This window comes from Alcanivorax nanhaiticus (assembly GCF_000756665.1).
Classification (GTDB): domain Bacteria; phylum Pseudomonadota; class Gammaproteobacteria; order Pseudomonadales; family Alcanivoracaceae; genus Alcanivorax; species Alcanivorax nanhaiticus.
The window spans coordinates 102,111-125,813 of record NZ_ARXV01000009.1; the positions used below are offsets into that span (position 1 = coordinate 102,111).

A 23,703-nucleotide genomic window follows, 5' to 3' on the forward strand; every position below is an offset into this window, starting at 1 on the left:
TTTTCGCTCTTCGCTAACGGCGACCGATCCCCGTCAACCGGGCGTAACCGATCATCAGGAAACCGAAAGCAAACATCAGCACCCCATAGACAGCCGATGGCACCGACATGGCCTCCGAATGAAGCAGTGTCAGGGTCACCATCAAACCCAGGGTGCCATTCTTGATCCCCAGTTCGATAGCCACCGTAAAGGCCTGATCACGACTCAAACCGATCAGGCGGCCGCCCAGCATACCCAGTACGATACCCGCCAGATTCAGGATAATGGCGGAGACCCCCGCCTTGCGGAACAACTCGAAAGCTTCATCTCCCAGCTTCACCAATAGCAGCACAATTACCGCGATCAGTACAAACAGTCCAAGCAAGCCCACGGCCTTCTCGCCCTTCTGGGCCCACACCGGCTTGAAATGCTTGATCGTCATGCCGATCGCCACCGGCAACAGCACGATAACGATCAACGTAATCACCGTCCGCAGCACCGGCAATTCAATACTTCTTGCCGCATCGTTGAAATGCTCAAGCGCCCAGCCCGTAAACGCGGGTAAAGACACGATGGTAATCAGGCTCGCGATAACCGTGAGCACAATGGAAAGCGCCACATCTCCGCGGCCAAGATAAACAAAGAGGTTTGACGTGGTACCGCCCGGGCAGGCCGCCACCACGATCAGGCCCACAGCCAGCGCCGGAGACAAATCCATCGCCACGGCCACACCAAACGCCACCAGAGGCAACAACAGGATCTGGCAGACCAAGCCGTAAGCCGTTCCTTTCGGGGCAATCGCCACCTCCCGAAAGTCCTTCGGCGTCAGCGTCATGCCCATGCCGACCATAATCAGAAACAGGGATATCGGCAAACCGACATCAATCAGCGCACTGGAACCCATTGCGTACTCTCCCGAACTCTTTTTTATAGATATACACTCGAGAGTAAATCAGGGAAGTGGACGCGGCCAGCACGAAACCACATAGGCATGAAGGATGGCGTTTTTAGCCATACGTGACGCCTGATGCTAAAAAAGCCAGCCCGGTCTCCCTGGCTGGCTTTTTGATGTGGTCCACACTGCTGTGAACCTTTGTTTTATTCGTGTCGCGTATAACTACACCCGCATCTCAATGCCGGCGTTCTGCATAAAGCGCTTGGCTTCCTCTACTGAGTATTCTCCAAAGTGGAAAATCGACGCCGCCAGCACCGCATCTGCGCCACCCTGGATAACGCCATCCACAAGGTGCTGCAGGTTGCCAACACCGCCGCTGGCAATCACCGGCACCGGTACGGCGTCAGAAATAGCCCGGGTCAACGCAATATCAAACCCGTTTTTGGTCCCATCACGATCCATGCTGGTTAGCAGAATTTCGCCAGCACCGTAGTCAGTCATGCGCTTTGCCCATTCCACCGCATCCAGCCCGGTGGGCTTGCGGCCACCATGGGTAAAAATTTCCCAGCGGTTGGGCTCACTTTCCGCACTGACCTTCTTAGCATCAATGGCCACCACGATGCACTGTGAACCAAACCGCTCTGCAGCCTCACGAACAAATTCAGGATTGTGCACAGCGGCAGAGTTGATACCGACCTTGTCTGCACCCGCATTAAGCAGATTACGGATATCTTCCAGAGTGCGCACACCGCCGCCGACGGTGAGCGGGATAAACACCTGGCTGGCAATCCGCTCTACCGTGTGCAGCGTGGTATCGCGACCTTCATGGCTGGCGGTGATATCGAGAAAAGTAATCTCGTCAGCGCCTGCGTCGTTATATCGCTTAGCCACTTCCACCGGATCACCGGCATCACGGATGTCCACAAACTGAACACCTTTGACCACCCGGCCGTCATCTACATCCAGACAGGGAATAATGCGTTTGGCGAGTCCCATTTTCGTCTCCGCCTCAGGCCTTGATCAGTTCGTCAGACAAGGCCTGACCTTCTGCAAAGTTCAGGGTGTTTTCGTAGATGGCGCGGCCAGTGATGGCTCCACTGATCCCCTGATCTGCCACGGCACAAAGATTGCGCACGTCATCCAGATTGGTGATCCCTCCCGACGCAATCACCGGGATGGACATGGATTGGGCCAGGCGGACTGTCGCGTCCACGTTCACACCCTGCAACATGCCATCACGGCTGATATCGGTGTAAACGATGGCTGAGACACCATCGTTCTCGAATTGCTTGGCCAGTTCGATCACGTTCACGTCAGTCACGTTCGCCCAGCCATCGGTAGCAACCCAACCGTCTTTCGCGTCCAGGCCGACAATGATGTGACCGGGAAACTGCTTGCACATTTCGCGCACAAACTCAGGCTCATTCACGGCCTTGGTGCCGATGATAACCCACTGCACTCCCGCATCCAGGTAGGCCTGAATGATTTCCGGGCTGCGGATACCGCCACCAATCTGAATCGGCAGATCCGGGTGCTTTTGAGCAATCGCCTTGACGATTTCGCCATTCACCGGCTCACCGGCAAAGGCGCCATTCAAATCCACCAGATGCAAACGACGAGCCCCCTGCTCCACCCAATGGGTAGCGACCGCCACTGGATCCTCGGAAAACACCGTATCGTCTTCCATTCGCCCTTGCTTCAGGCGAACACATTTTCCGTCTTTCAGGTCGATGGCAGGAATCAAAAGCATATCAAGTTCTCTAAAACTGAACCGTCACGGTGATGCGACGGTAGGAACGGTGGTTGTCGCTGTCAACTGTCCACTATCAACTGTCAACTGATCTTATGGTTGCCAGCGCAGGAAATTTTCCAGCAGTGTCAGACCTGCGTCAGCGCTCTTTTCCGGGTGGAACTGCACCGCGAAGACATTGTTGCGGGTAACAGCAGCCGCAAAGCGGCGGCCGTAATCACAGAAACCCGCCACCTCGTCATCGGACATCCCGGTAACACAGTAGCTGTGGACGAAATAGAAGCGGGCATTATTCGCAATACCCGCCCACATGGGGTGCGCCATGCCCTGCTGGACCTGGTTCCAGCCCATGTGCGGCACTTTCAGCTTGCTGCCGGTTTCATCCTGCATCTCACCGAAGAAGGCCACCTCGCCATCGAACACGCCGAGACAGTCCACGCCGTTATTTTCTTCGCTGTGCGCCATCAGAGCCTGCATACCGACACAGATGCCCAGCAGTGGCTTGCCAGCAGCAATCACGTCCCGGATAGCCTCATCAAGACCGGTCTCGCGCAGCACACCAATGCAGTCACGAATCGCGCCCACACCGGGAAACACCACACGATCAGCCGCGCGAATCTGGTCAGCATCCCCGGTGATGAGGATCTGTTGCCCGCTGGCCACTTTTTCCAGAGCCTTTCCCGCAGAGTGCAGGTTGCCCATGCCGTAATCGATAACGGCAACTACTTCGCTCATGGCAGCACTTACTCTTTTTCGCTCAGGGTGCCCTTGGTGGACGGGGTGATACCGCTCATGCGCGGATCCGGCTCCACAGCCATGCGCAGGGCACGACCGAATGCCTTGAAGACGGTCTCGGCCTGATGGTGGGCGTTCTTGCCACGCAGATTGTCGATGTGCAGGGTAATCATGCTGTGGTTGACCAACCCCTGGAAAAATTCGTAGAACAGATCCACATCGAAGCCGCCAATGCTGCCACGGGTGAAGTCTACAAACATTTCCAGACCCGGCCGGCCGGACAGATCTACCACCACACGGGACAGCGCTTCATCCAGTGGCACATAGGCATGGCCATAGCGACGCACGCCTTTCTTGTCACCGATAGCCTTGGCAAAGGCCTGCCCCAGGGTAATACCGATATCTTCCACGGTATGGTGGGCATCGATGTGCAAATCACCCTTGGCGACAATCTCCAGATCCACCAGACCGTGGCGAGCCACCTGGTCCAGCATGTGCTCCAGAAACGGCAAACCGGTATCCAGCTTGCACTGACCCGTACCATCCAGATTGATGGAAACCTGAATCTGGGTTTCCAGGGTGTTGCGCTCAACAGTGGCGCTTCGCTTGCTCATCTATACCTCCCGGGCATTGGGCCGGCTATTATACGCAGCCTGACGGCCTGTTGACACCATTGTGGCAGAGCCTCCATTCCCTCAACCAGCGGAGTCGACCCCATGCCTATCAGTGTTCAGGCCCATCCACTCTCCCCGGAAGAATGCCAGACCTTTGAACAGGTGCTGCGCGATGACCCGGAATATCAGCAAAAACTGCAGGAAGCGCAGGATTCAGGAGACCGCCGACTGTTCGCCGCTCACTTCAATGGCAAGCGCGTGGCTATCGCCCTGATAGAGAAAAACCAGCCCGTGATGGACTGGATGGTCGTGCACCCCGCCACCCGCGGGCGCGGGGTAGGCAGGGATTTTGTCCGGTTGATCAGCCAGGCACTGGGTGAAGGCGTGAGCCTGCCAGCGCACTGCCAGCAGGCCCAGTGAGCAACCCGAGAGCCTCTGGATAAGGGATTATTCTGCGCCAGCCCCACTGTATTCAGCCAGGGGCAGGCGCAGATGCAGGCTGAAGCCACGCCCCGGCCCCGGGCTTTCCGCCCACAGCTGGCCGCCCACCTGCTCTACCATCACCCGCGCCATGGCCAGCGACAAGCCAAAACCCTCTTCATGATGGCGTGATCCCATCACGAAGAACGGCTCCATGATGTGTTCCAGCTGGTCTGCCGTAGCGCCCTTGCCTTCATCTCGAATCACAAGATGGGCAAAACCCTCAGCCACATCCACTTCGCTGACCATCTCGATACTGCCCCCCTCAGCACTGAAACGCAGGGCATTATCCAGCGCCATGGCAAACACTTCCCTGAGCTCGCTTTCACTGGCCCGCACCCGCAAGTTGGGGGAAATCCGGTTACGCAGCGTCAGCCCGGATTGCTCGATACGGTCTGAATGCTCACGCACCAGGGCATCGAGCATCCACATGGGCTGGCAACTTCCCACTGGGGGCGGCTGATTCCGATCCGAAATATCAAAATAGCGCAATGAGGTCCCTACGATTCCGATCAGGCGCTTCTGGCCTTTGCGGACCATGGCCCAGACATCCACGTCGCTGTCCTCACCATTGTGACTCCCCAGCGAGTCCGCCGCGCCAATCCAGTTAATCGGCGTATTCAGTTCATGGCTGATGTACTGCAGGAACATGGATTTATCCTGGTTCATCTGCTCGATATCCGAAAGATGCCGCTCCAGATTCTGCTGTGCCTCCAGCGCCAGCTGTTTACGCTCATTTTCCAGGAATCGAATCCGGTCACCCAGCGCCAACGACAACATCACCACCACCCAAAGGGCGCCAATATGTGGCAGATAGGGGACGATCACGTGATAGGGCATTAACCCCAGGTTGCCAATCGCGAACAGGAAAACGGTCAGCAAAAATACTGACCAGGCCAGCACATAGAGCCGCGCCACATGAAACCCCTGCCGCCATACTGTCCAGCCTAGCCAGCTGAACAACACCACTGTCATCAATGCCACTAGCGTGGAGAGGTGGTAGGAATAGGGGGGCTGCAACACCCACTGCAGCAGGAAAGCCACACCGATCATGATCAGGTAATGACGCAGCAGGCGATCATAGCGAGGGAAGCGCTGCGCCAGTTGCAGGAACTGACGGGTATACAGCGCAAGAGACATGGCAATCACATAGGTTGCCAGCCAGAAATATTCATTGATCTTGGGGGTTTCCGGCCACAGAAACTGCAACCCGTAACCACTGACGGTGATATTGAAGAAAATAATGCCGCCAAGAAACATCACGAAGTGTAGATGTACATTGTCGCGCAGTGACAGGAACAACATCAGGTTGTAAACCAGCATGATGACCAGTGAGCCATAGAACAGCCCCTGAATCAGTTGCTCCACATAGGTATATTCCACCAGTCCCTTGGCACTGTAGAGCATGGGCATCATATTCAACGCCCCTTTCCCTCTCAGCTTCAGGTAGTACTCGGTTTCACCCCCATTCTCCGTGTTCAGCGAGAACACAAAGGCCCGGTGATCCATTGGCCGCAATGAGAATGGACGGGTATCCCCAACCGGGAATTCGTCAAAGCCACCGTCTCCGTCCGGCACATAAAGCGTCAGTTCATCCAGAATCGGATAACGCTCCACCAGAAACCAGCTACCGTCTGCATCAGTCGCATCCACAGAGAACCGCAGCCAGATCGTGCTGTCAGTGAAACCAAAGTTCAGAGCAGAGGTATCGCTGTTGCGGAAGCGGCTGGCGAACTGATTACGCACTTGATCCAGAGACCAGTGGCTCTCCGGGTCCTCCAGAATTTGCATCCGGTCTCCCAGTACCACCTCTTCCCCCGCACCTTTCAGTACAACCGGCTCAGGCTGAATCGCCTGGGCTGCCGAACACAGCAGCGCCAAAACGGCAAACACAACCAAATGGAACTTTCGCAAAGGTTCTTCCCCTAACTATTTTCAAGGGGTCTATGGGTAGCCCCCTTACCATTTCTACGTTTATGGTACGTCATTCCCACTGCTATAATCCCGGTCCAAAGGCCAACGCGCAAGGAGAGCTCTATGGGACGCCTGTTAAAAATTTTGCTGATCACTTTATTTGCCATCATTCTGCTATTAGCCATTGCCGTTTTTGTGATCACACAGGTCATTGATCCCAACGAATTCAAGCCAGAAATTGAAAAGCAGGCCAAGGAACAAGCCAACCTGACATTGAATATAGAAGGAGATCTGGCTTGGCAATTCTGGCCCTCTCTTGGCGTCAGTATTGGCCGTACCGAGGCCCGCATCGCAGATCAGGAAGAGCTGTTTGCGGCCCTGAATGAAGCCTCCCTCAGCGTGGCAGTGATTCCACTGCTGTATGGACAGGTCGAAATGGATGGCATCCGTCTCGCGGGCGTAGAGGTCAACCTGGTGGATGGCCCGGATGGCGCAAACTGGGAACTCATTGGTCCGCAGACCAGTGAAGAAAGCGAAGACAAACCGGACAACACTGAGTCCGACAGCGCCGACAGCGGCAGTCTGGATATCCCGCTGACTATTCCTGAAGTGGTGGTATCTGATGGCAAGGTACGCTATCGCAATACCGCAGATGGCACTGACATCGTAGTAGAGCACTTCAACCTCAGCGCCCAGGATGTAAATCTCGACGCGCCGTTCCCACTGCAGATGTCTCTGCGTTACCAGGATCAGAGTGACATGCGCGTGGACATGAATCTGGACACCGTGCTTGCTGCCGACATCGACAACAGCCATTTCGTGCTAAACCCGATGACCCTGGACGCCAACATTGCTGGCGCCACCACCATGCCGGTCGATGTGCACCTTGAACAAAACCTGGATGTTAACCTCAACGAGGACACCCTCAGCATCAAGGATCTGTTACTCACTGCAGCCGGCACCGAGACCCGCGGCAATCTGGATGTAACCGCTCTCACTGGAGACTTGCAGCTCAGCGGCAAGTTGAGCACCCTGCCGTTCGATGCCAACAAGGTGCTGCAAGCCATCGGTGAAGCCCCTATCGAAACCACCGATTCCAGCGCCCTGAGCAAGATATCCCTTGACGCCACTCTGGGCGGAGAGCCGGGCAGCATCATGGTCAAACCACTGATGCTGAAACTGGATGAAAGCATCATTAATGGCAGCGCGGGTCTGGCCAGCTTGGAAAGCGGCAAGATTGTATTTGACCTGCGCCTGGACAAGATCAACCTGGATGGCTACCTGCCACCCAACACAGAAGAAGAGGAAAGCAGTGATGCGGCAGCCGGCACCGGCAAGACCGGTGGCACCGCCAGCCTCTCTACTGACGAACTCATCCCGGTCGACTCGCTTCGCCCACTGCTGATGGATGGCAAGTTCGCCATTGGCAGCCTGAGCTACGACGGCATCACCGCCAGCGATATGAAGTTTGCCGTCACCGCCAAGAACGGAATCATCAAGCTGACTGAAGCAACCGGCAAGACCTTGGACGGCAGCTTCAGCGCCAAGGCCACCCTGGATGCCTCAGGCAAAACACCAAAAATCACCGCCAGCAACACCGTCACCAGCGTCCAGATCCAGCCTATCGCGCAGATGGCCCTGGATGATGACCTGGCCAAGGGCATCTTCACCATGTCCGGCACCTACAGTGCCAGCGGCAACAGCGAAAAGGCGCTGATGGATTCCGCCAAGGGTGACATCGACCTGAACCTGGCCGATGCCACCGTGCGCGGCCTGAACCTTTATCACACCCTGGTGGGTGGCGTGAACGACATGCTGGGCCAGTTCCAGGGGCTGGCAGCGTCCATGATCCCCGGACAGGAATCCGGCAAGCTGCCTTCGGCCCTTTCCGAAGACACCAAGATCCTGGATCTGACCTCCAAGGCGCGGCTGGACAAGAACGTCGCCTATCTGGATAGCCTGGATGCGGTGCTCAGCAAGGGCAGCATCAGCGGTAACGGCTGGATGAACATCCTCAATCAGGATTTCGACCTGAAAATCGGCATGAAGTCCCCAGACCTCGGTTCCTCCAAGTACCTGCAGGACACCACCTGGCCTTTGCGCTGTGAAGGCAACCTGGAAGGCAATCCTGCCAAATGGTGCGGACCGGACAAATCCGGCTTCAAGGATATCGGCAAGCAGGTTGCAGCCAAAGCCACCCAAGACAAACTGAAAGACAAACTGGGCATTGAAGGCGAAGGCGACACCGCCGAAGAAGTGATCAAGGACGCGGCCAAGAAAAAGGCCAAGGAAGAGGTGGACAAGCAGATTCAGGACGGCCTGAAAAAACTGTTTAATTAAGGCGCACGCCTCACGCCAAAACCTGCAACCACGCACAGGGCGGAAATGGGCAAAACTCCATTTCCGCCATTTTTGTTCGGAGAACCATGTCCAAATCCACTCTGACTCCTTCGCAATTCAGCCAGAACCTGCTGGCCTGGTACGACCAGAGCGGACGTCAGGACTTGCCCTGGCAGCATCCGCGCACGCCCTATCAGGTATGGATCTCGGAAATCATGCTGCAACAGACGCAGGTGACCACGGTAATCCCCTACTTTGAGCGTTTCATGGAGCGCTTCCCGGATGTGCAGACGCTGGCGCTGGCCGAGCAGGACGAAGTACTACACCTGTGGACCGGGCTAGGCTATTACGCCCGCGCCCGCAATCTCCACAAGTGCGCCAAACAATTACTGGAAAATTATCAGGGTGAATTCCCGGACACCGTTGACGAAGTGGCCACCCTGCCCGGAATTGGGCGCTCCACCGCCGGAGCCATCCTCGCCCAAAGTCGAGGCATACGCGCCCCCATCCTTGATGGCAACGTGAAGCGGGTGCTTTCACGGCTGCACTCCGTTGAAGGCTGGCCCGGCAAGAAGCCCGTGGAAACACGGCTGTGGGAACTGGCTGAGCACTATACCCCCCATGAACGGCTGGCAGACTACACCCAGGCCATCATGGATCTGGGAGCCACACTGTGCAGGCGAGGAAAACCGGACTGTGATGTCTGCCCCTTGCGCAGCGGCTGCAGCGCCTTTGCCAACGGTAACCCGGCTGACTTTCCCGGCAAGAAGCCGAAGAAGGTGATTCCTGTGCGCACCACCACCATGCTGATCCTCCGCGACGAGCAAGGCCATGTATGGCTGGAGCAACGCCCCTCGCAGGGCATCTGGGGGGGACTATGGTGCTTTCCCCAGACCGAAACAGCCGACGAGGCAGACAACGCCCTGCAGGCCCGCGCCTTGCGTGCCAGGGGCGACGCGCAGCCTCTGGATGGCTTTCGCCACACCTTTAGCCATTTTCACCTGGACATCTCACCTCTGGAAATTACCGTACGGGTACAAGGCACCCAGGACTGCGAAGGCAGATGGGTAGACCCTGCTGCCCCAGGTGAACTCGGCCTGGCCGCGCCAGTGAAAAAACTGTTGGCCGGACTGGCAGCCCCCCGCCAGAGCCGCATGTTATAGTCCTCCCACTGAATACTGCTTACGGAGTTGCTATGAGCCGCACGGTAATGTGCCGCAAATACCAGACCGAACTGGAAGGTCTGGACCGCGCCCCCTTCCCCGGCCCCAAAGGCCAGGACATTTTTGAGCACGTCTCGAAGAAAGCCTGGCAGGAATGGCTGCACGAGCAAACCATGCTGATCAACGAAAAGCACCTGAACGTGATGGATCCGCAGGCCAAGGCGTTTCTGGATGAGCAGCGCGATCGTTTTCTGAACAACGAAAACTACGAAAAAGCCGAGGGATACACCCCCGTTGCTCACGATGCGAACAAATGAACCCTCAATGGCTTGACGCCTCCCCCTTCAGACGCTTTAATACGCGCCCTGATTGCCCGGATAGCTCAGTCGGTAGAGCAGGGGATTGAAAATCCCCGTGTCGGTGGTTCGATTCCGCCTCCGGGCACCATACAAGAAAAGCCCCGCTCAACGAGCGGGGCTTTTTTATGTCTACGCATCGTTGCGCAGGGGGAGCAGGGCCGGCCACGGACAGCAGCCAGCCCTACCCTCTAGCCATTGGCCGCCAGACGCGACGATGGCGCCCAGCGCGCGATGGGATTCTCCAGCACACCGGCAAACTGCAACGCCCCTGCCGGGTCCGCCAGATCCACCATTTGCTGATTGTTGGCCAGCTGCAGACGGTTCAGGCACGACAGCGTGAACGACGGGGCAAACAGGTCATGTCGCGCGAATTTGGCCGCTAACTGCGGATGATCCGCCTGATAGGCCAACACGCATGCCGCCACCCGCTCCCAGAATGTCTCTTCCGTCATCACATCATGCTCCACCAGAATGGCGGCCATGAAGCGGAAGAAACAATCAAAGATATCGGTCAGCAACGACAGCACCTTGAGCTCTTCCGGCACATCCACCGCCAGCCGCTTCACCTTGTCTGCCAGCACCACCTCCGTATTCAGGATCGCGCATTCTTCAGCAATATCCTTCATCAGGGCGCGCTGCGGAACCCCATCCTTCATCACCAGAATCAGGTTTTCGCCATGGGGCATAAACACCAGATCATGCTGATAGAAGCAGTGCATCAAGGGGCGCAGATAGCCGTGCAGATAACGATCCAGCCACTCCCCGGCCTGCAATCCCGAACGCTGAATCAGTGCGGGGAGCAGCGCGCTGCCATGCGCATCCACGTGCAGCAGTGCCGCCATGGTCATCAGGCTCTCGCCTTCCTTGACCCGATCCAGCGGGCTTTCCCGCCACAGGGCTGAGAGCATTTTCCGGTAGGCGCTGTATTGATCCACCGCCTCTTCAAAGTGCCGCTGCCGATAACCCACCCCCGCCACTTCGCGCAGCAGCGAGAAGCCGGTGCCGGCCAGCTCCGGATCCTGGTCCACAAGGTGATAAAGAAAGTCGTTGATGGCCGGTGTGGTACCCATGTAGTAGGGAGACAGCCCGCGCATGAAGCCCATGTTCAGGACAGAAATCGCGGTCTTCACATAACGCTTGTGAGGCTGATCCCGATTATAGAAAGTACGAATGGATTGTTGTGCCTGATAACGATCCTCGCCCTTGCCCAGGCACACCAGACGCTGCTCGGCCAGGTCCACCGAAAACACGCTGGCCAGCTTGTTGTACCACTGCCACGGATGGACCGGGATCAGGCGATAGTCCTCAGGCTCCAGCCCCCGGTCCCGCAGCATGATCCTGAATGCCTGCCGCTGCGCCTCTCCCAGCTCGTCGTCCATCAGGGTGTCGTAATCCAGCGATTCGTTGGCTGCGAATTCGGTGTAGTCCCTGTGCGCCGCTACCCAGATCAACTGAACCGGGGCAGCAGCCTCCGGGGTATAGGCCGGGTAATCCTGCGCATCAAAGCCGATCCGGCCATTGTTGGCCAGGAAGCAGGGGTGCCCCTCACTCATGGTGGCTTCCACCTGCTGGAAGTCGGCATCCACCAGCCCCTGCGCATCAGGGACCTGACGGTGCATCTTGTAGGCACTGCCATACAGGGTGCTGGCAATCTCCTCCAGATAAGTCGGCATCATGGCGTCGCGAATGCCGAGCGTGGGCTGCAGTTCGATAATCAGCGCCAGCGCATCCAGCGGTGTCGCCACACCCTGCTCGCGCTTTTCGATGCTGTCGCCCTCAATCAGCCAGTGATCCAGCGCCAGTTTGCGCGCCTTGAAGCGGTACTCTACGCCCGACTTGTCGGTACCGACCCGGTAAAGCCCCGCTTCTCCGTCAACCGGTTCCGGCTGCAGCAAACGCTCATGGGCAAGCTCGGACAGACTCTTGCGCACCTGCAGACGATTCACCGCTGCCCAGGTGTGCGGATCCAGATGGGCTGCCACCCGCTGGGGGGCATGACGGAGGCTATCCAGATCCACAGCGTCGGACGACTCGATCATTGTTGCTGCCGCAGAAGCCTGAAATGCCGCACGTGAGCAGAACGCCAGTGCAGCCACCTTGGATTCCAGCTGCACTGTGCCAGCATAGGCGAAACCGGCGAAACGATTGAGCACATGAATTCGCTCATTGCGCTCATCCGGCTCCACCACCACCCGTTCTGCCTGTTCATGCTGGAACAGAAACGCCATCACCGTGCTGAACACCGCACGGGTAAAACCAGGCAGCGGCACCCGTGCCGGCGCCACCAGCACATGCATACCACGGTCACCGGGCTGCACCGGGTAATGCCCACCCACCGGGTCCTGGGCCGGGTCATAGCTTTCCATCAAGAACACCGGGCGCCCTTCATAAAAGCCCAGCCAGCCCTGCCCTTTGCCGCTGGCGACCAGCTGCCGGTAGAAGTCGGCCAGTTGCGCCTCATCCATGTCCTGCATCCCCCAATAGGCGGCACGCGCATCACTCAACCAGCACTGCAGCAGAGCAATGTCGTCTGGCACCTTGACCGAACGCATCTGGAACTGGCCGAAGCCGGAAATCTGAATGGAAAAGTCATATTGCATGATCATGTTTCACTCCTGGAAAGCACGCGAAAAAGAGGAAGACGGCATGGAAAACAGCGGGCGAACCAGCCACTGATAAAGCAGCAAAGTGCCGACAATGGCCGCCGCTGCCACCATGAACGTGGGACGCGGACCAGACATCGCCACCAACGCACCGGTGGCAAAGGACGCGCACAACACGCCAAGGTTCTGGAACACGCTGATCTTGCTGAAATCGGTGGCATAGCTGGCGGGGCGGCTGAACGCATACAGCAGCTGATCAAGCCCCACCGTGACGCGGAACAGCCCCCAGCCATAGAGCATCCGCCCCGCCAGCACCACGGCGACGGCATCCGCGCCCTGCAACAACAGCCCGCAGGCACAAAGCAGCAAGGCAGGTAACAGCACGGCTTTCACGTCGCGATCCTGCTGACGACGAAAATCCAGCCACAGCACCAGCACCGCTACCGCCCCGGGTAGCGCGAAGACCGCCCCGGCCAGCACCTCGCTGCCGAGCCCTGAGACCTGCTCCCAATAGCGCGCAAAGAAGGGTCTGGCCAGGTACACCGCAAAGTAGAACAGGAACATCACCGCACCCAGGCGGAGAATCATCGAGCCGGCCAGCGGCGCGGCATCAGCGTCAGCCGACGCAGTGGCCGGGGGCAGATCCGGCTGTCGCTTGCCATAGACCAACACCAGGCACACCAGAATCTGGAACAGGTCCCCCAGCACCATCACCAGGTAAACCTGCCGCGGCTCGAAGTACTGCAACACCGTACCGCCCAGCAGCGCGCCAAAGATGGCGCCAAAATGCACCACAACCGACAACAATCCGATCGTGCGGCCATGGGCATCCGGCGTTTCCTGTTCCATCAGCAAGGGGTAGACCAGCAGGTAGCTGCCCTTGAACACCAGCATGGTCAGTGACAGTGCCCAGAAGGCCGCCACGGTGGGCGCCGCCCAGCACAGTACGCTGAACAGCCCGGCCGCCAGCTGGGTATAGATCAGCAGGCGTAGCGTCTCCACCCGCCGCGCGACCCGGGCCCAGAATGGGAAAGCCAGCATCACCACCGCACAGCAGGCCGCGATATACGCCCCCACATGATGGGGATCACGGATATCAAAGACGCGCTCGAAGAACTGCGGGTAGAACGGCAACAACATGGCATCACTGACCACCGCCGCCAGCGTCATGGCAATGAGCCAGAACTTCATCGGTTTCATCAGGCGCTCTCCCGTTGCGCATTACGCAACCCGTCTGCCGGCGCACCAAAGCACTGGAAGGCGATATGCTCCTCCACACCATAGGGTTCACGGCCGGTAATGGAGCGCAGAATGTGGGCATTGCGATAACAGGCCATGCCCAGATCCGGCGTCACAAAACCATGACGATGCACAGGCCCGTTCTGGATAAAGATGTCGCCGCGATGATCAATGCTGTAATCCCGACGCGGGTCCAGACGCCCATGGGCATCCCGACGTAACTGCCCGCTGAGCCCAGCCAGACAATCCGGCTCCTGATAGCGATACCCTGTGGCCAGCACCATGGCGTCGGTACGGTGAACAAAATCCCGTCCCTGTTCCTGATGATGAAAATCCAGCACCAGAGCGTTATCGGTTCGGTTCCGGTGCGCTGCCATCAGGCTGGCATTGGTGATCAAATCCACCGGTACCGGACCGCTTAACTGCTTGCGATACAGCAGGTCATAGATGGCGTTGATCAGCTCCGAGTTGATGCCCTTGTAGAGCGAGGTCTGGTCTGCGATCAGCCCATCACGGGTGGACTCGGGTAGCGCATGGAAATAATCCACGTACTCCGGCGACGTCATTTCCAGAGTCAGCTTGGTATATTCCAGCGGAAAGAAGCGCGGTGAGCGGGTGATCCAGCTGAGCCGATAGCTGTCCTCCCCCGCCCCTTCAAGCAGGTCATAAAAGATCTCTGCGGCACTCTGGCCACTGCCCACCACGGTGATCCTCTGCTGTTGCTGTAGCGCCTCCCGGTGATGCAGGTAATCACCGGCATGAATAACACCGTCACCCAGCGCCTCGCATCCCTCAGGCAGATACGGGGTGGGGCCGGTACCCAACACAATTTTTCTGGCCCAGCAGGTTTCAGTGGTCCCCTGCTGACGATTGGCCACGGTTAACCGGTAACGCTGCGCGGTGTCTTCGAAGGCGACGGCCGTGACACGACAACCGAACGCCACATTGCCCAGCCGCTGCGCCGCCCACTGGCAATACTGGTTATATTCCTGCCGCAACAGGAAAAAGTTTTCCCGGATATAAAAGGCGTACAAGCGACCCTGCTGCTTGCTGTAATTGAGAAAACTGTAGGGACTGGTGGGATCGGCGAGGGTCACCAGATCCGACATGAACGGGGTCTGCAAATGCACATCCGGCAACATCAACCCCGGGTGCCAGTCGAACCCCGGGCGCTCATCAAAGAATCGCGAGGTCAGTCCTTCCACCGGCTCGGCCAGACAGGCCAGGCTCAGGTTGAACGGGCCCAGCCCCACCCCGATCAGATCATAGGTCTGCTCAGGCATGACTCACCTCCTGCTCGGCTGACACCGGGCGCGCCTGCTGACGCTCCACCTCACCAAATTCCTTGATGCTTTCCACGATGGCGCGGATATCGTCCATGCCCGTTTCCGGGTTTAGCAGGGTGAACTTGAGGTACTGGCGCCCATTCACCCGGGTGCCGGCAATCATGGCCTCGCCGGAATCCATGATCCGTTGACGGATCAGCGGATTGATCCGGTTGCGCTCACTGTCATCCAGCCCCCAGGGTGCGTAACGGAACACCAAGGTGCTCAACTGGGGCTGATGGATTACGTCCAGGGAAGGCTCGGACAGCAGCAACAGGTACACCTGCCGGCTCAGCTCCATGACACGGTCCATCATGGCGCCTAGCTGCTCTGCCCCCAGGGTGCGAAGCGTCAGCCACAGTTTCAGCGCGTCAAAGCGTCGGGTGGTCTGCAGACTCTTGTCGACCAGGTTTGGCGTGCCCTGCTGGGTAGCGCTGAACGGGTTCAGGTAATCCGCGTGCCAGGTGACACAGGAAAGGTGATGACGGTTACGCACCAGAAAGGCACTGCAGCTGACGGGCTGAAAGAAGCTCTTGTGGTAATCCACCGTCACAGAATCGGCACACTCAATGCCCTGCAAGCGATGCCGATGCTGGACGGAATTGAGCAGCCCGCAGCCATAGGCCGCATCCACGTGAAACCAGAGGTCATGGACCTCGCACAAGCGGCTGATGGCCGGCAAAGGATCAATGCTGCCAAAGTCGGTAGTGCCTGCCGTCCCCACCACGGCCATGGGGAAATCGCCCTTGGCCTTGCTCGCCAGAATGGCCGCCTCAAGGGCGTGGGTATCCATCCGGTGATAGCCGTCACACGGCACCGCCACCACGGCCTGATATCCCAACCCCAGTAACGCTGCGGCTTTCTGGACACTGAAGTGACTGCGCTCAGAAGTAAAAATCCGTAACCGGGAGGCCTGTGCATGCAGACCCTGCTCACGATTGCAGTGCCCCCAACGCCGCTCACAGAAATGCTCCCGCGCCAGCAGCATGGCCATGAGGTTGGATTGAGTGCCGCCACTGGTGAAGACGCCGTCACTCTCTTCGCCCAGCCCGATTCTCGACGCAGTCCAGTCAATCAGGCGTTGCTCGATCAACGTCGCCCCGCCGCTCTGGTCCCAGGTTTCCACAGCGGTGTTGAGTGCACTCTGAATGACATCGCCCAGCACGGCCGGCAACACCACCGGACAATTCAGGTGCGCCACGTAGCGTGGGTGATGGAAAAACACCGCATCCCTCAAGTAGATCTCCTCGACTTCGCCCAGGGCCAATGCCAGATCACCGAGGGGGCGATCAAGATCAATACCGGTAAACTGGTCAGCCAGTTCATGGGGCCGGATGCCGGAAAAGGGTTTGTCGACGGTGCCCAGATGCTTTTCCAGCACGGCCACCACCGCCTGCATTCCCTCGCGGTAATCGACGATATTGCGCGCATTAAACAAGCAAGGCTCGACAGGCCCTGCTGTGTCACTGACCAGCCCGGAAAGGACCGGCAGCGAAACGGCTGCGGAACGGTTCATGAGTTGTCCTTGTCAGTTGGATTCTGCAGGCCAAACGCTCCCCCACCGCGGGATGCAGTGTCATTAAAGAGGTTTGGCAGATACCGGCAGCGGGACCGGTTGGGGGCTGGCAGTTACAGGCTGGCCATGCGACAGGGAACAGAGAAAGAACGCCCCTCGCAATCGCGAATGATTCTTGTTTTAAGTGTAAGCATTGTCAAGCCGCTTCCCGCTTTTTGCGAACCGGGTCGCGAAGGGATGGCATACTGGGCAGCGGGAAGCGGCGGGGTACCGATCACCTGGCCACCATCATTACCACCGAGGAGAGCGCATTGAGAATCTGGCTTGTCCTGCTCACCACCCTGATACTGGCTACCGGCTGCGATCAGACGCCCACGGGCCGCGACCAGCTGGCCGTGATACCCGACAGCATGATGGCCGACTTCGGTCGGCAAACCTTTATGCAGATCCAGCAGCAAGTGCCGCTCAGCGACGACGCGACAGCCAATCAGCGGGTACAGTGCGTTGCCACACACCTGATCAGCCAGATCGCCAATCGCTTTCCTGGCAGCCCGCTTCCAGATACCTGGGAGGTGGTACTGTTTGCCAACGACAGCCCCAATGCCTTCGCCGTGGCGGGAGGCAAGATCGGCGTGAACCGGGGGCTACTCACTGTGGCAGAAACCGACGACCAGCTGGCTGCTGTAATCGGCCATGAAGTGGCCCATGTACTGGCCAGACACGGCAACGAACGACTCACCCAAGAGCTTGGCATCAAGGCCATCCTGATGCTGATAGGACTACTCGGGGAAGGGGATGCTGATACGGAAAGTATTATTCAGGCGTTGGGCCTGGGCGCCCATCTGGGTATCGCCCTGCCATTCAGCCGCGCCCACGAGGAAGAAGCCGATCTGATGGGGCTGGAGCTGATGGCCAGCGCTGGTTTTGATCCCCGCGAAAGTACGGCGCTTTGGCGGAATATGGCCAAAGCCGGCGGCGGCCAGCCTCTGGAATTTCTGTCTACCCATCCCAACCACGACAGCCGGATCGAAGCACTCGAGGAAAGACTGGACGTGGCATTGCCACTCTATCAGCAGGCCACGCCAGTGAATTGCGAACGGTAAGAAGCAGAAGCGAGTCACGAGTTTCGAGTTGCGAAACCCGGACATGCTCAACAAGATTTCGCCTTTCGAAACTCGCTTCTCGTCACTCGAAACTTTCCTGGTCAGCCGCCCATGGCTTCCTTAACGGAAACCTTCTCGATCGCCGGCTGCCAATTGTAGTCCTTCATGTTCACCGTCCAGGTGCGGGCCATGAACTGGAAGGTGGCGTGGGGCCACAGGGCGGTGTTGCGGCCATCCGCCTGCTGGTACCAGCTCATGCAACCGCCGTTTTGCCATACGGTGCCCTTCAGCTCGTCCTGCAACTTGTCGTTGAAGCGATCCTGAACATCCTGCTTCACGTCCAGCCAGGCATCACCGCGCTTATCCAGCTTGGTGATGGCATCCATCACATAGCGCACCTGGCTCTCGATCATGAAGATGATGGAGTTATGGCCCAGGCCGGTATTCGGCCCCACCAGCTGGAACATGTTCGGATAACCGCTCACGGTGGTGCCCAGATAGGCCTGCGCTGCATCTTTCCAGTCATCCTGCAGACGACGCCCCGGCAGACCGGTGATCTCGAAATCCTTCATGTAGATACGCGGATCCACGATGAAACCGGTACCCAGCACAATGCAGTCCGCCTGCTGCTCAGTGCCATCACTGAACACCACACTGTTCTCCCGGATTTCCTTCACCCCTTCGGTGACCAGCTCCACGTTGTCGCGGTTGAAGGTGGGGTAATAGTTGTTGGAAATCAGAATCCGCTTACAACCCAGGGTGTAGTTGGGCACCAACTTGCGAGCCGTCTCCTTGTCCTTCACCTGGTAGTTGATGAAGGCTTTCAGGGCCGGTTCGGCCAGCTTGGCCAGACGCGGATTGAAGATCGGCAGCACGCGCGCTTCGTTGCTCAGATAGAGACGCAGACGATGCAGCTTGCGCAGCGCCGGGAAACGGCGGAATACCCACTTGCTCAGGCCGGAATAAGCGCGCTCATCGCGAGGGATAATCCACGGCGGAGTGCGCTGTACCACGGTCAGGTGGCCCGCTTCTTTCGCCACATGGGGCACATACTGGATGGCACTGGCACCGGTACCGATGGACACCACTTTCTTGCCGGCCATGTCATAGTCCTGATCCCACAGGGCAGAGTGAATGATCTTGCCTTTGAAGGAATCCATGCCCTTGAAGTTGGGGAACGACGGCACATGCAGGGGGCCGCTGGCCAGCACCCAGTGCTGACAGACCACCTGGGAGCCATCGGCCAGATTCAGGGTCCACAGGGCCGCCTGATCGTCAAAATGTGCGCCCGTTACTTCCGCATTGAAGCGGGTAAACTGACGCAGATTATGCTTCTGGCTGACGCCTTCGATGTAGTTGTGAATTTCCTGCTGACCACTGTAGCGGTGGCTCCAGTCCGGATTGCCCTCGAAGGAGAAGGAATACATGTGAGACTGCACGTCACAGGCCGCACCGGGATAGCTGTTGTGGTACCAGGTCCCCCCCATGCCATTGCCTTTTTCCAGCAGCACGAAATCATCGATTCCGGCTTCGCGCAGCTTGATCGCCATGCACATACCACCAAAACCGCCGCCCACGATGGCAACTTTGACGCGACGGGTTTTCACATTGATCTTGGCCTGACTTGTCATAGGTATTCTCCTCAGGATGCGGGGGCATCTAGCAATGAGGGCACTCTACCCTTGTCAGCCCCTAGTGAATACATGTTAACCTGACTGAAAAATTGATAATTCCGGCCATGTCTGCACGCTCGATACTTGCTCTGATCTATACCATCGACCTGCTCGAGAAAGAGAAGGGAATCGATTGTGCCTCTGTGCTGGCGAAGCATGGCCTGGACAGGAACAAACTCGACCCCAACAGCGAAATCGGCCGCGATCGGGAACTGCTGATCTTTACTGAGTTGTTGCCCCAGGTAAAAGACCCTCTGCTGGGCTTCAAGATGGGCAGCAGCTTTGGCTTTGCCGGGTATGGCCAGCTGGCCATGCTGTTCATGACCAGCGAAACCGCCTTTCAGGGGTTTCAGTTCGGGGTGAGATACCAGGCACTGACCTACCTGTACGGCGAACTGGCACTGGTACCCGGCGAAACCACCACCGCACTGGAGCTCCACCCGATCCCGCTACCACCGGAGGTCAGTCGCATCCTGATCGACCGCGACATGGTCGGCACCTTCAAACTGGTCAACGATGTGCAGACCCAGCTGAATATGAATCTGAAACCGGTTGAAGTGTGGATGCCCTACCCGCGACCGGCCGAAGCCCAGATCTTCGAGGACTATTTCGGCTGCCCGGTTCTCTACGACCAGCCGTATTGCAAAGCCGTCATCAGCAACGAAGACATGGCCATTCGGCTACCCGGCTATAACAAGATGGCTCAGGACATGTACCGCGACCAGTGCAACGCCATGCTGGCCCGCCGGGAGACCCCCAGCGACCACCTTGGCGACCGAGTCTATGCCTATCTGAATCTGTTTGCCCGCACCTTTCCTTCCGCTGAACAGGTCGCCCAGGCCTTCAGCATCCCCGAGCGCAGCTTCCGCCGGCAGCTCAGCAAGGAAGGCCGCCCCTTCCAGGGCATCATGGACCAGGTCAGGGAAGAAAAGGCCAAACGCTACCTGGCCGATTCAGAACGCAGCGTGGCCGACATCGCCGAACTGCTCGGCTACAGCGAATCCGCCGCTTTTGTCAGAGCGTTTGAGCGCTGGACGGGGGTGACGCCAGCCAAACACCGGAAGAGCAGTTAACAGTGAATAGTTAATAGTGAACAGTTGCGCGAGCAACGGTTTCAGGCTTTTCAAACGCAAGAGGCCGCGCCCAACTCCCGGGCGCGGCCTCTTGCGTTTCAACATGCAGAGCGTGAGCCCGCGTCGCTGTTAACTATTCACTGTTAACTATTCACCGTCCTTCCTGATTCTCTCCACAATCTTGGTCGTCGAGATATCATCAATAAAGTCGAGCACTTTGACCTCACCGCCGTAGCCTTTCACAAACTCGTGACCAACCACTTCCTCCACACTGTAATCGCCACCTTTCACCAGTACATCCGGCTTGATGGCTTCCAGCAGGGGTTCCGGGGTGTCGGTATCGAAGGGCACCACCCAATCCACCGCCTCCAGTGCTGCCAGCACCGCCATGCGACGCTCCAGCGGATTAATCGGGCGCCCAGCCCCTTTCAAACGGCGAATCGAGTCATCCCCATTCACGGCCAGCACCAGTCGATCGCCCTGACGGCGGGCTGAATCCAGATAGCCCACATGGCCCGCATGAATGATGTCGAAACAGCCATTGGTGAAGACAATCCTTTCCCCCTGGGCGCGGGCATCCTCAATGGCGATCAGCAACTGCTCTTCGGTCATCACACCGCGGCCGAAACCGCCCTCCTGATGCACCGCACGGCGCAGCTCCGGGGCTGAGACCACAGCAGTACCCAATTTACCGACCACGATACCGGCGGCGATGTTGGCCAGTGCCACCGCATCTTCCATGGCCGCTCCCGCCGCGATAGAGGTAGCCAGCACGGAGATCACCGTATCCCCGGCACCAGTCACATCAAACACTTCCCGGGCTCGGGCCGGCAAGTGCAGCTCCGGCTTGCCATCACGGAGCAGCGTCATGCCCTTCTCGCTGCGGGTCACCAACAACGCCTGGAGATCAAAATCGCGAATCAGCTGCTGGCCCTTGGTAATGAGATCTTGCTCATCCTTTACCGCGCCCACCACAGCCTCGAACTCGCTCAGATTCGGGGTCAACAGGGTAGCGCCACGATAACGGGAGAAGTCCGAGCCCTTGGGGTCCACCAATACCGGCACACTAGCATCCCGGGCAAGCTTGATTAACGCCTGACAATCGCGCAGTGCACCTTTGGCATAATCTGACAGTACCAGTGCCCCACAATGAGCGAGCTGCTCAGCCACCTTGTCCGCAAAAGGCTGCGGGTCCTGATCGTGGAACGCTTCCTCGAAATCCAGTCGTAGTAGCTGCTGCTGGCGACTGATGACCCGCAACTTGGTAATGGTCGGCAGGCCGGTAACCTTCTGAAAATGGCAGCCCACCTGGGCAGCATGCAGACGCTCTTCCAGAATCCGCGCAGCCTCGTCGTCACCGGTCACACCCACGAGTTCCGCTGTAGCGCCCAGCGCAGCCATGTTCAGAGCCACGTTGGCGGCACCGCCGGGGCGATCCTCAAGGTCTGTCACCCGCACCACAGGCACTGGCGCTTCTGGCGAAATCCGTCCCGTGGGGCCATGCCAGTAGCGATCCAGCATGACATCGCCGGCCACCAGTACTCGGGCCTTGGCCAGAACGGGAATCTGCGGATTGTGCATAGCGTCTCCAAAACACAACAGAGTCAAATTGGAGCGAAGTGTAGCATAGGCAACCGGCCAGACACGCGAAGAGAGACATCATGGGTAGATGCAAACAGGCGTGAACAGTACACTTTGCCGCTGCCGTCACTCACAGCGCATACTGATAAGGTATGATGCCTATCAGGAACAGCCAGGAGCTTCAGGAACCCTATGCCACCTCTTCCTCCCAACATCATGCAAGGACGCTGGCTTCGTTGGTGGTTGACCCTCTCTTTCGCGGTCATGTTTACCAGCACGTTCCTGTTTAACTCCCGTATCGGCCTACTAAACGTACTGGACGTGCTGTTCTTCCTGCCATCACTCACATTGCTCACCCGGGCCATGGTCAGTGGTGATCACCGGCTACTGACCTCTCCATTGCTGGTGCCCTTTTATCTATTACTGGGCTGGGCTCTGTTAAGTATGGCCTGGGCTGAGGACCCCAATACTTCAAGAACAGTGCGTGGTGTTGTGCAGCTGCTGGTCATGGTAGGCATCTTCCGCTGGCTGCATCTGTATTTCCGCAACACCTTCAAGCAGGCACTGGCAAATGGTGCGCTTTGCGCCATGATCGTGGCCGCCATGGTCACGGTGAGTTACTACACCACCCAGCCGCTAAACAGCCCACTGTTCAGCGAGCCCGCCAACCTGATCTTCCGCCTGCCGTCACTGGATCCTTCTCTGGCCCTGATGGCCATGGTTGCACCCACGTTTATCCTGTTGTCCCAGGGCATCGAGGAAGGCCCGGGAGGCAAAGGTGCCCGCCGGTTTGCCGGTGCCATCATGGGCCTGCTGTTCATTGGTCTGGTCTCGCTTCCGCTGGGTTTGATGAGCCTGATGCTGGCGATCGCCTGGCTGGTTAGCCGTTCAACCCGCCCCTGGCTGGCAGTGATTCCTTTTCTCGCTGCGCTCTACCTGATGCTGCAAGGAGGTACCGATGTCACAGTCAGCCGCTACTTCCTCCATCCCTTGATTGGTAATGGACTGAATCAGGAGAGCCTTAACGGTATCCTTGGGCATGAAGGGAGCAAACTGATTGAGCTGGCGCACCCTCGCAATCTGTTCCTTCTGCTGATACACAGCCTGGGGCTGGTAGGGCTGATTCTGTTTATCACCAGCTGGGGCAGTCCGTTAGCCGCCCTTCTGCAGCGGGGAAATTTCCAGAAATCACGCGGCACCTATACTATCGCCGTCGTGCCAGGCCTTTGCATGGCGTTTGCCGCAGGGACCTATCTGCTTGTGCCGTTCCATGCCAGCTGGATGAGCCTGTGGATACCGCTGGCATTGTTAATGGCTCGCTTGAGCGAACGTCCTTCTGCTCAACCCGAGCTTCGCTAGCC

Annotated in this window: 19 protein-coding genes and 1 tRNA gene; 8 read left to right on the plus strand and 12 right to left on the minus strand. The window is 58.1% G+C overall.

Annotated elements, in window-relative coordinates:
* Positions 1-13: 13 nt before the first annotated feature.
* The 5 genes from Y5S_RS12255 to hisB all read right to left on the minus strand — a co-directional run bounded on the left by Y5S_RS12255 (position 14) and on the right by hisB (position 3,973).
* Complete coding sequence (locus tag Y5S_RS12255; protein ID WP_035233332.1) at positions 14-883, minus strand: bile acid:sodium symporter family protein; 870 nt, start codon at positions 881-883, stop codon at positions 14-16.
* A gap of 213 nt (positions 884-1,096) precedes the next feature.
* The gene (hisF, locus tag Y5S_RS12260) at positions 1,097-1,870 is read right to left on the minus strand and encodes an imidazole glycerol phosphate synthase subunit HisF (protein WP_035233333.1); all 774 of its coding nucleotides are present in this window, start codon (positions 1,868-1,870) and stop codon (positions 1,097-1,099) included.
* Between the two features lie 13 nt (positions 1,871-1,883).
* On the minus strand, positions 1,884-2,624 hold the full coding sequence (gene hisA, locus Y5S_RS12265; protein ID WP_035233334.1) for a 1-(5-phosphoribosyl)-5-[(5-phosphoribosylamino)methylideneamino]imidazole-4-carboxamide isomerase: 741 nt from the start codon (positions 2,622-2,624) through the stop codon (positions 1,884-1,886).
* A 93-nt stretch (positions 2,625-2,717) separates the two neighbouring features.
* Positions 2,718-3,359: an imidazole glycerol phosphate synthase subunit HisH gene (hisH, locus tag Y5S_RS12270; protein WP_035233335.1), complete on the minus strand. Its 642-nt coding sequence runs from the start codon at positions 3,357-3,359 to the stop codon at positions 2,718-2,720.
* 8 nt (positions 3,360-3,367) lie between these two features.
* Positions 3,368-3,973 carry an imidazoleglycerol-phosphate dehydratase HisB gene (gene hisB, locus Y5S_RS12275; RefSeq protein WP_035233336.1) on the minus strand — a complete coding sequence of 202 codons (606 nt, stop codon included), beginning with the start codon at positions 3,971-3,973 and terminating at the stop codon, positions 3,368-3,370.
* Positions 3,974-4,075: 102 nt separating this feature from the next.
* On the opposite strand from hisB, the gene Y5S_RS12280 reads away from it, so the two are divergent.
* Positions 4,076-4,393, plus strand: coding sequence for a GNAT family N-acetyltransferase (locus tag Y5S_RS12280; protein WP_035233337.1), 318 nt, complete (start codon positions 4,076-4,078; stop codon positions 4,391-4,393).
* 27 nt (positions 4,394-4,420) lie between these two features.
* Here Y5S_RS12280 and Y5S_RS12285 read toward each other — a convergent pair whose 3' ends face one another.
* Complete coding sequence (locus tag Y5S_RS12285; RefSeq protein ID WP_035233338.1) at positions 4,421-6,367, minus strand: sensor histidine kinase; 1,947 nt, start codon at positions 6,365-6,367, stop codon at positions 4,421-4,423.
* 123 nt (positions 6,368-6,490) lie between these two features.
* On the opposite strand from Y5S_RS12285, the gene Y5S_RS12290 reads away from it, so the two are divergent.
* The 4 genes from Y5S_RS12290 to Y5S_RS12305 all read left to right on the plus strand — a co-directional run bounded on the left by Y5S_RS12290 (position 6,491) and on the right by Y5S_RS12305 (position 10,317).
* Positions 6,491-8,707, plus strand: coding sequence for an AsmA family protein (locus tag Y5S_RS12290; RefSeq protein ID WP_035233339.1), 2,217 nt, complete (start codon positions 6,491-6,493; stop codon positions 8,705-8,707).
* A gap of 86 nt (positions 8,708-8,793) precedes the next feature.
* Positions 8,794-9,870: an A/G-specific adenine glycosylase gene (mutY, locus tag Y5S_RS12295; protein ID WP_035233340.1), complete on the plus strand. Its 1,077-nt coding sequence runs from the start codon at positions 8,794-8,796 to the stop codon at positions 9,868-9,870.
* Between the two features lie 32 nt (positions 9,871-9,902).
* Positions 9,903-10,187, plus strand: coding sequence for an oxidative damage protection protein (locus Y5S_RS12300; protein ID WP_035233341.1), 285 nt, complete (start codon positions 9,903-9,905; stop codon positions 10,185-10,187).
* Positions 10,188-10,241: 54 nt separating this feature from the next.
* Positions 10,242-10,317: transfer RNA gene (locus Y5S_RS12305), tRNA-Phe, on the plus strand.
* A 100-nt stretch (positions 10,318-10,417) separates the two neighbouring features.
* On the opposite strand, the gene Y5S_RS12310 is transcribed toward Y5S_RS12305, so the two are convergent.
* The 4 genes from Y5S_RS12310 to Y5S_RS12325 are packed head-to-tail and all read right to left on the minus strand — an operon-like array spanning position 10,418 to position 16,912.
* Complete coding sequence (locus tag Y5S_RS12310) at positions 10,418-12,835, minus strand: GNAT family N-acetyltransferase (RefSeq protein ID WP_269319446.1); 2,418 nt, start codon at positions 12,833-12,835, stop codon at positions 10,418-10,420.
* A gap of 3 nt (positions 12,836-12,838) precedes the next feature.
* Positions 12,839-14,032: an MFS transporter gene (locus Y5S_RS12315; RefSeq protein WP_035233342.1), complete on the minus strand. Its 1,194-nt coding sequence runs from the start codon at positions 14,030-14,032 to the stop codon at positions 12,839-12,841.
* Positions 14,032-15,354: a lysine N(6)-hydroxylase/L-ornithine N(5)-oxygenase family protein gene (locus Y5S_RS12320; protein ID WP_035233343.1), complete on the minus strand. Its 1,323-nt coding sequence runs from the start codon at positions 15,352-15,354 to the stop codon at positions 14,032-14,034. Before Y5S_RS12320 ends, Y5S_RS12315 begins: the two co-directional genes overlap by 1 nt.
* On the minus strand, positions 15,347-16,912 hold the full coding sequence (locus tag Y5S_RS12325) for a pyridoxal phosphate-dependent decarboxylase family protein (protein WP_052041575.1): 1,566 nt from the start codon (positions 16,910-16,912) through the stop codon (positions 15,347-15,349). Before Y5S_RS12325 ends, Y5S_RS12320 begins: the two co-directional genes overlap by 8 nt.
* A 311-nt stretch (positions 16,913-17,223) precedes the next feature.
* Between Y5S_RS12325 and Y5S_RS12330 the strand changes: the two genes are divergently transcribed.
* On the plus strand, positions 17,224-18,015 hold the full coding sequence (locus tag Y5S_RS12330; protein WP_035233344.1) for a M48 family metallopeptidase: 792 nt from the start codon (positions 17,224-17,226) through the stop codon (positions 18,013-18,015).
* A gap of 101 nt (positions 18,016-18,116) precedes the next feature.
* On the opposite strand, the gene Y5S_RS12335 is transcribed toward Y5S_RS12330, so the two are convergent.
* Complete coding sequence (locus tag Y5S_RS12335; RefSeq protein ID WP_035233345.1) at positions 18,117-19,646, minus strand: flavin-containing monooxygenase; 1,530 nt, start codon at positions 19,644-19,646, stop codon at positions 18,117-18,119.
* Between the two features lie 107 nt (positions 19,647-19,753).
* Here Y5S_RS12335 and Y5S_RS12340 point away from each other — a divergent pair, with 107 nt between their 5' ends.
* Entirely contained in the window at positions 19,754-20,761 is a 1,008-nt protein-coding gene (locus Y5S_RS12340; RefSeq protein ID WP_035233346.1) for an AraC family transcriptional regulator, read from the plus strand.
* Positions 20,762-20,908: 147 nt separating this feature from the next.
* Here the strand turns inward: Y5S_RS12340 and hldE are convergent, their stop codons facing one another.
* Positions 20,909-22,342: a bifunctional D-glycero-beta-D-manno-heptose-7-phosphate kinase/D-glycero-beta-D-manno-heptose 1-phosphate adenylyltransferase HldE gene (gene hldE, locus Y5S_RS12345; RefSeq protein ID WP_035233347.1), complete on the minus strand. Its 1,434-nt coding sequence runs from the start codon at positions 22,340-22,342 to the stop codon at positions 20,909-20,911.
* A gap of 192 nt (positions 22,343-22,534) precedes the next feature.
* Between hldE and Y5S_RS12350 the strand changes: the two genes are divergently transcribed.
* Positions 22,535-23,701, plus strand: coding sequence for a hypothetical protein (locus Y5S_RS12350; protein WP_035233348.1), 1,167 nt, complete (start codon positions 22,535-22,537; stop codon positions 23,699-23,701).
* Positions 23,702-23,703: the final 2 nt, after the last annotated feature.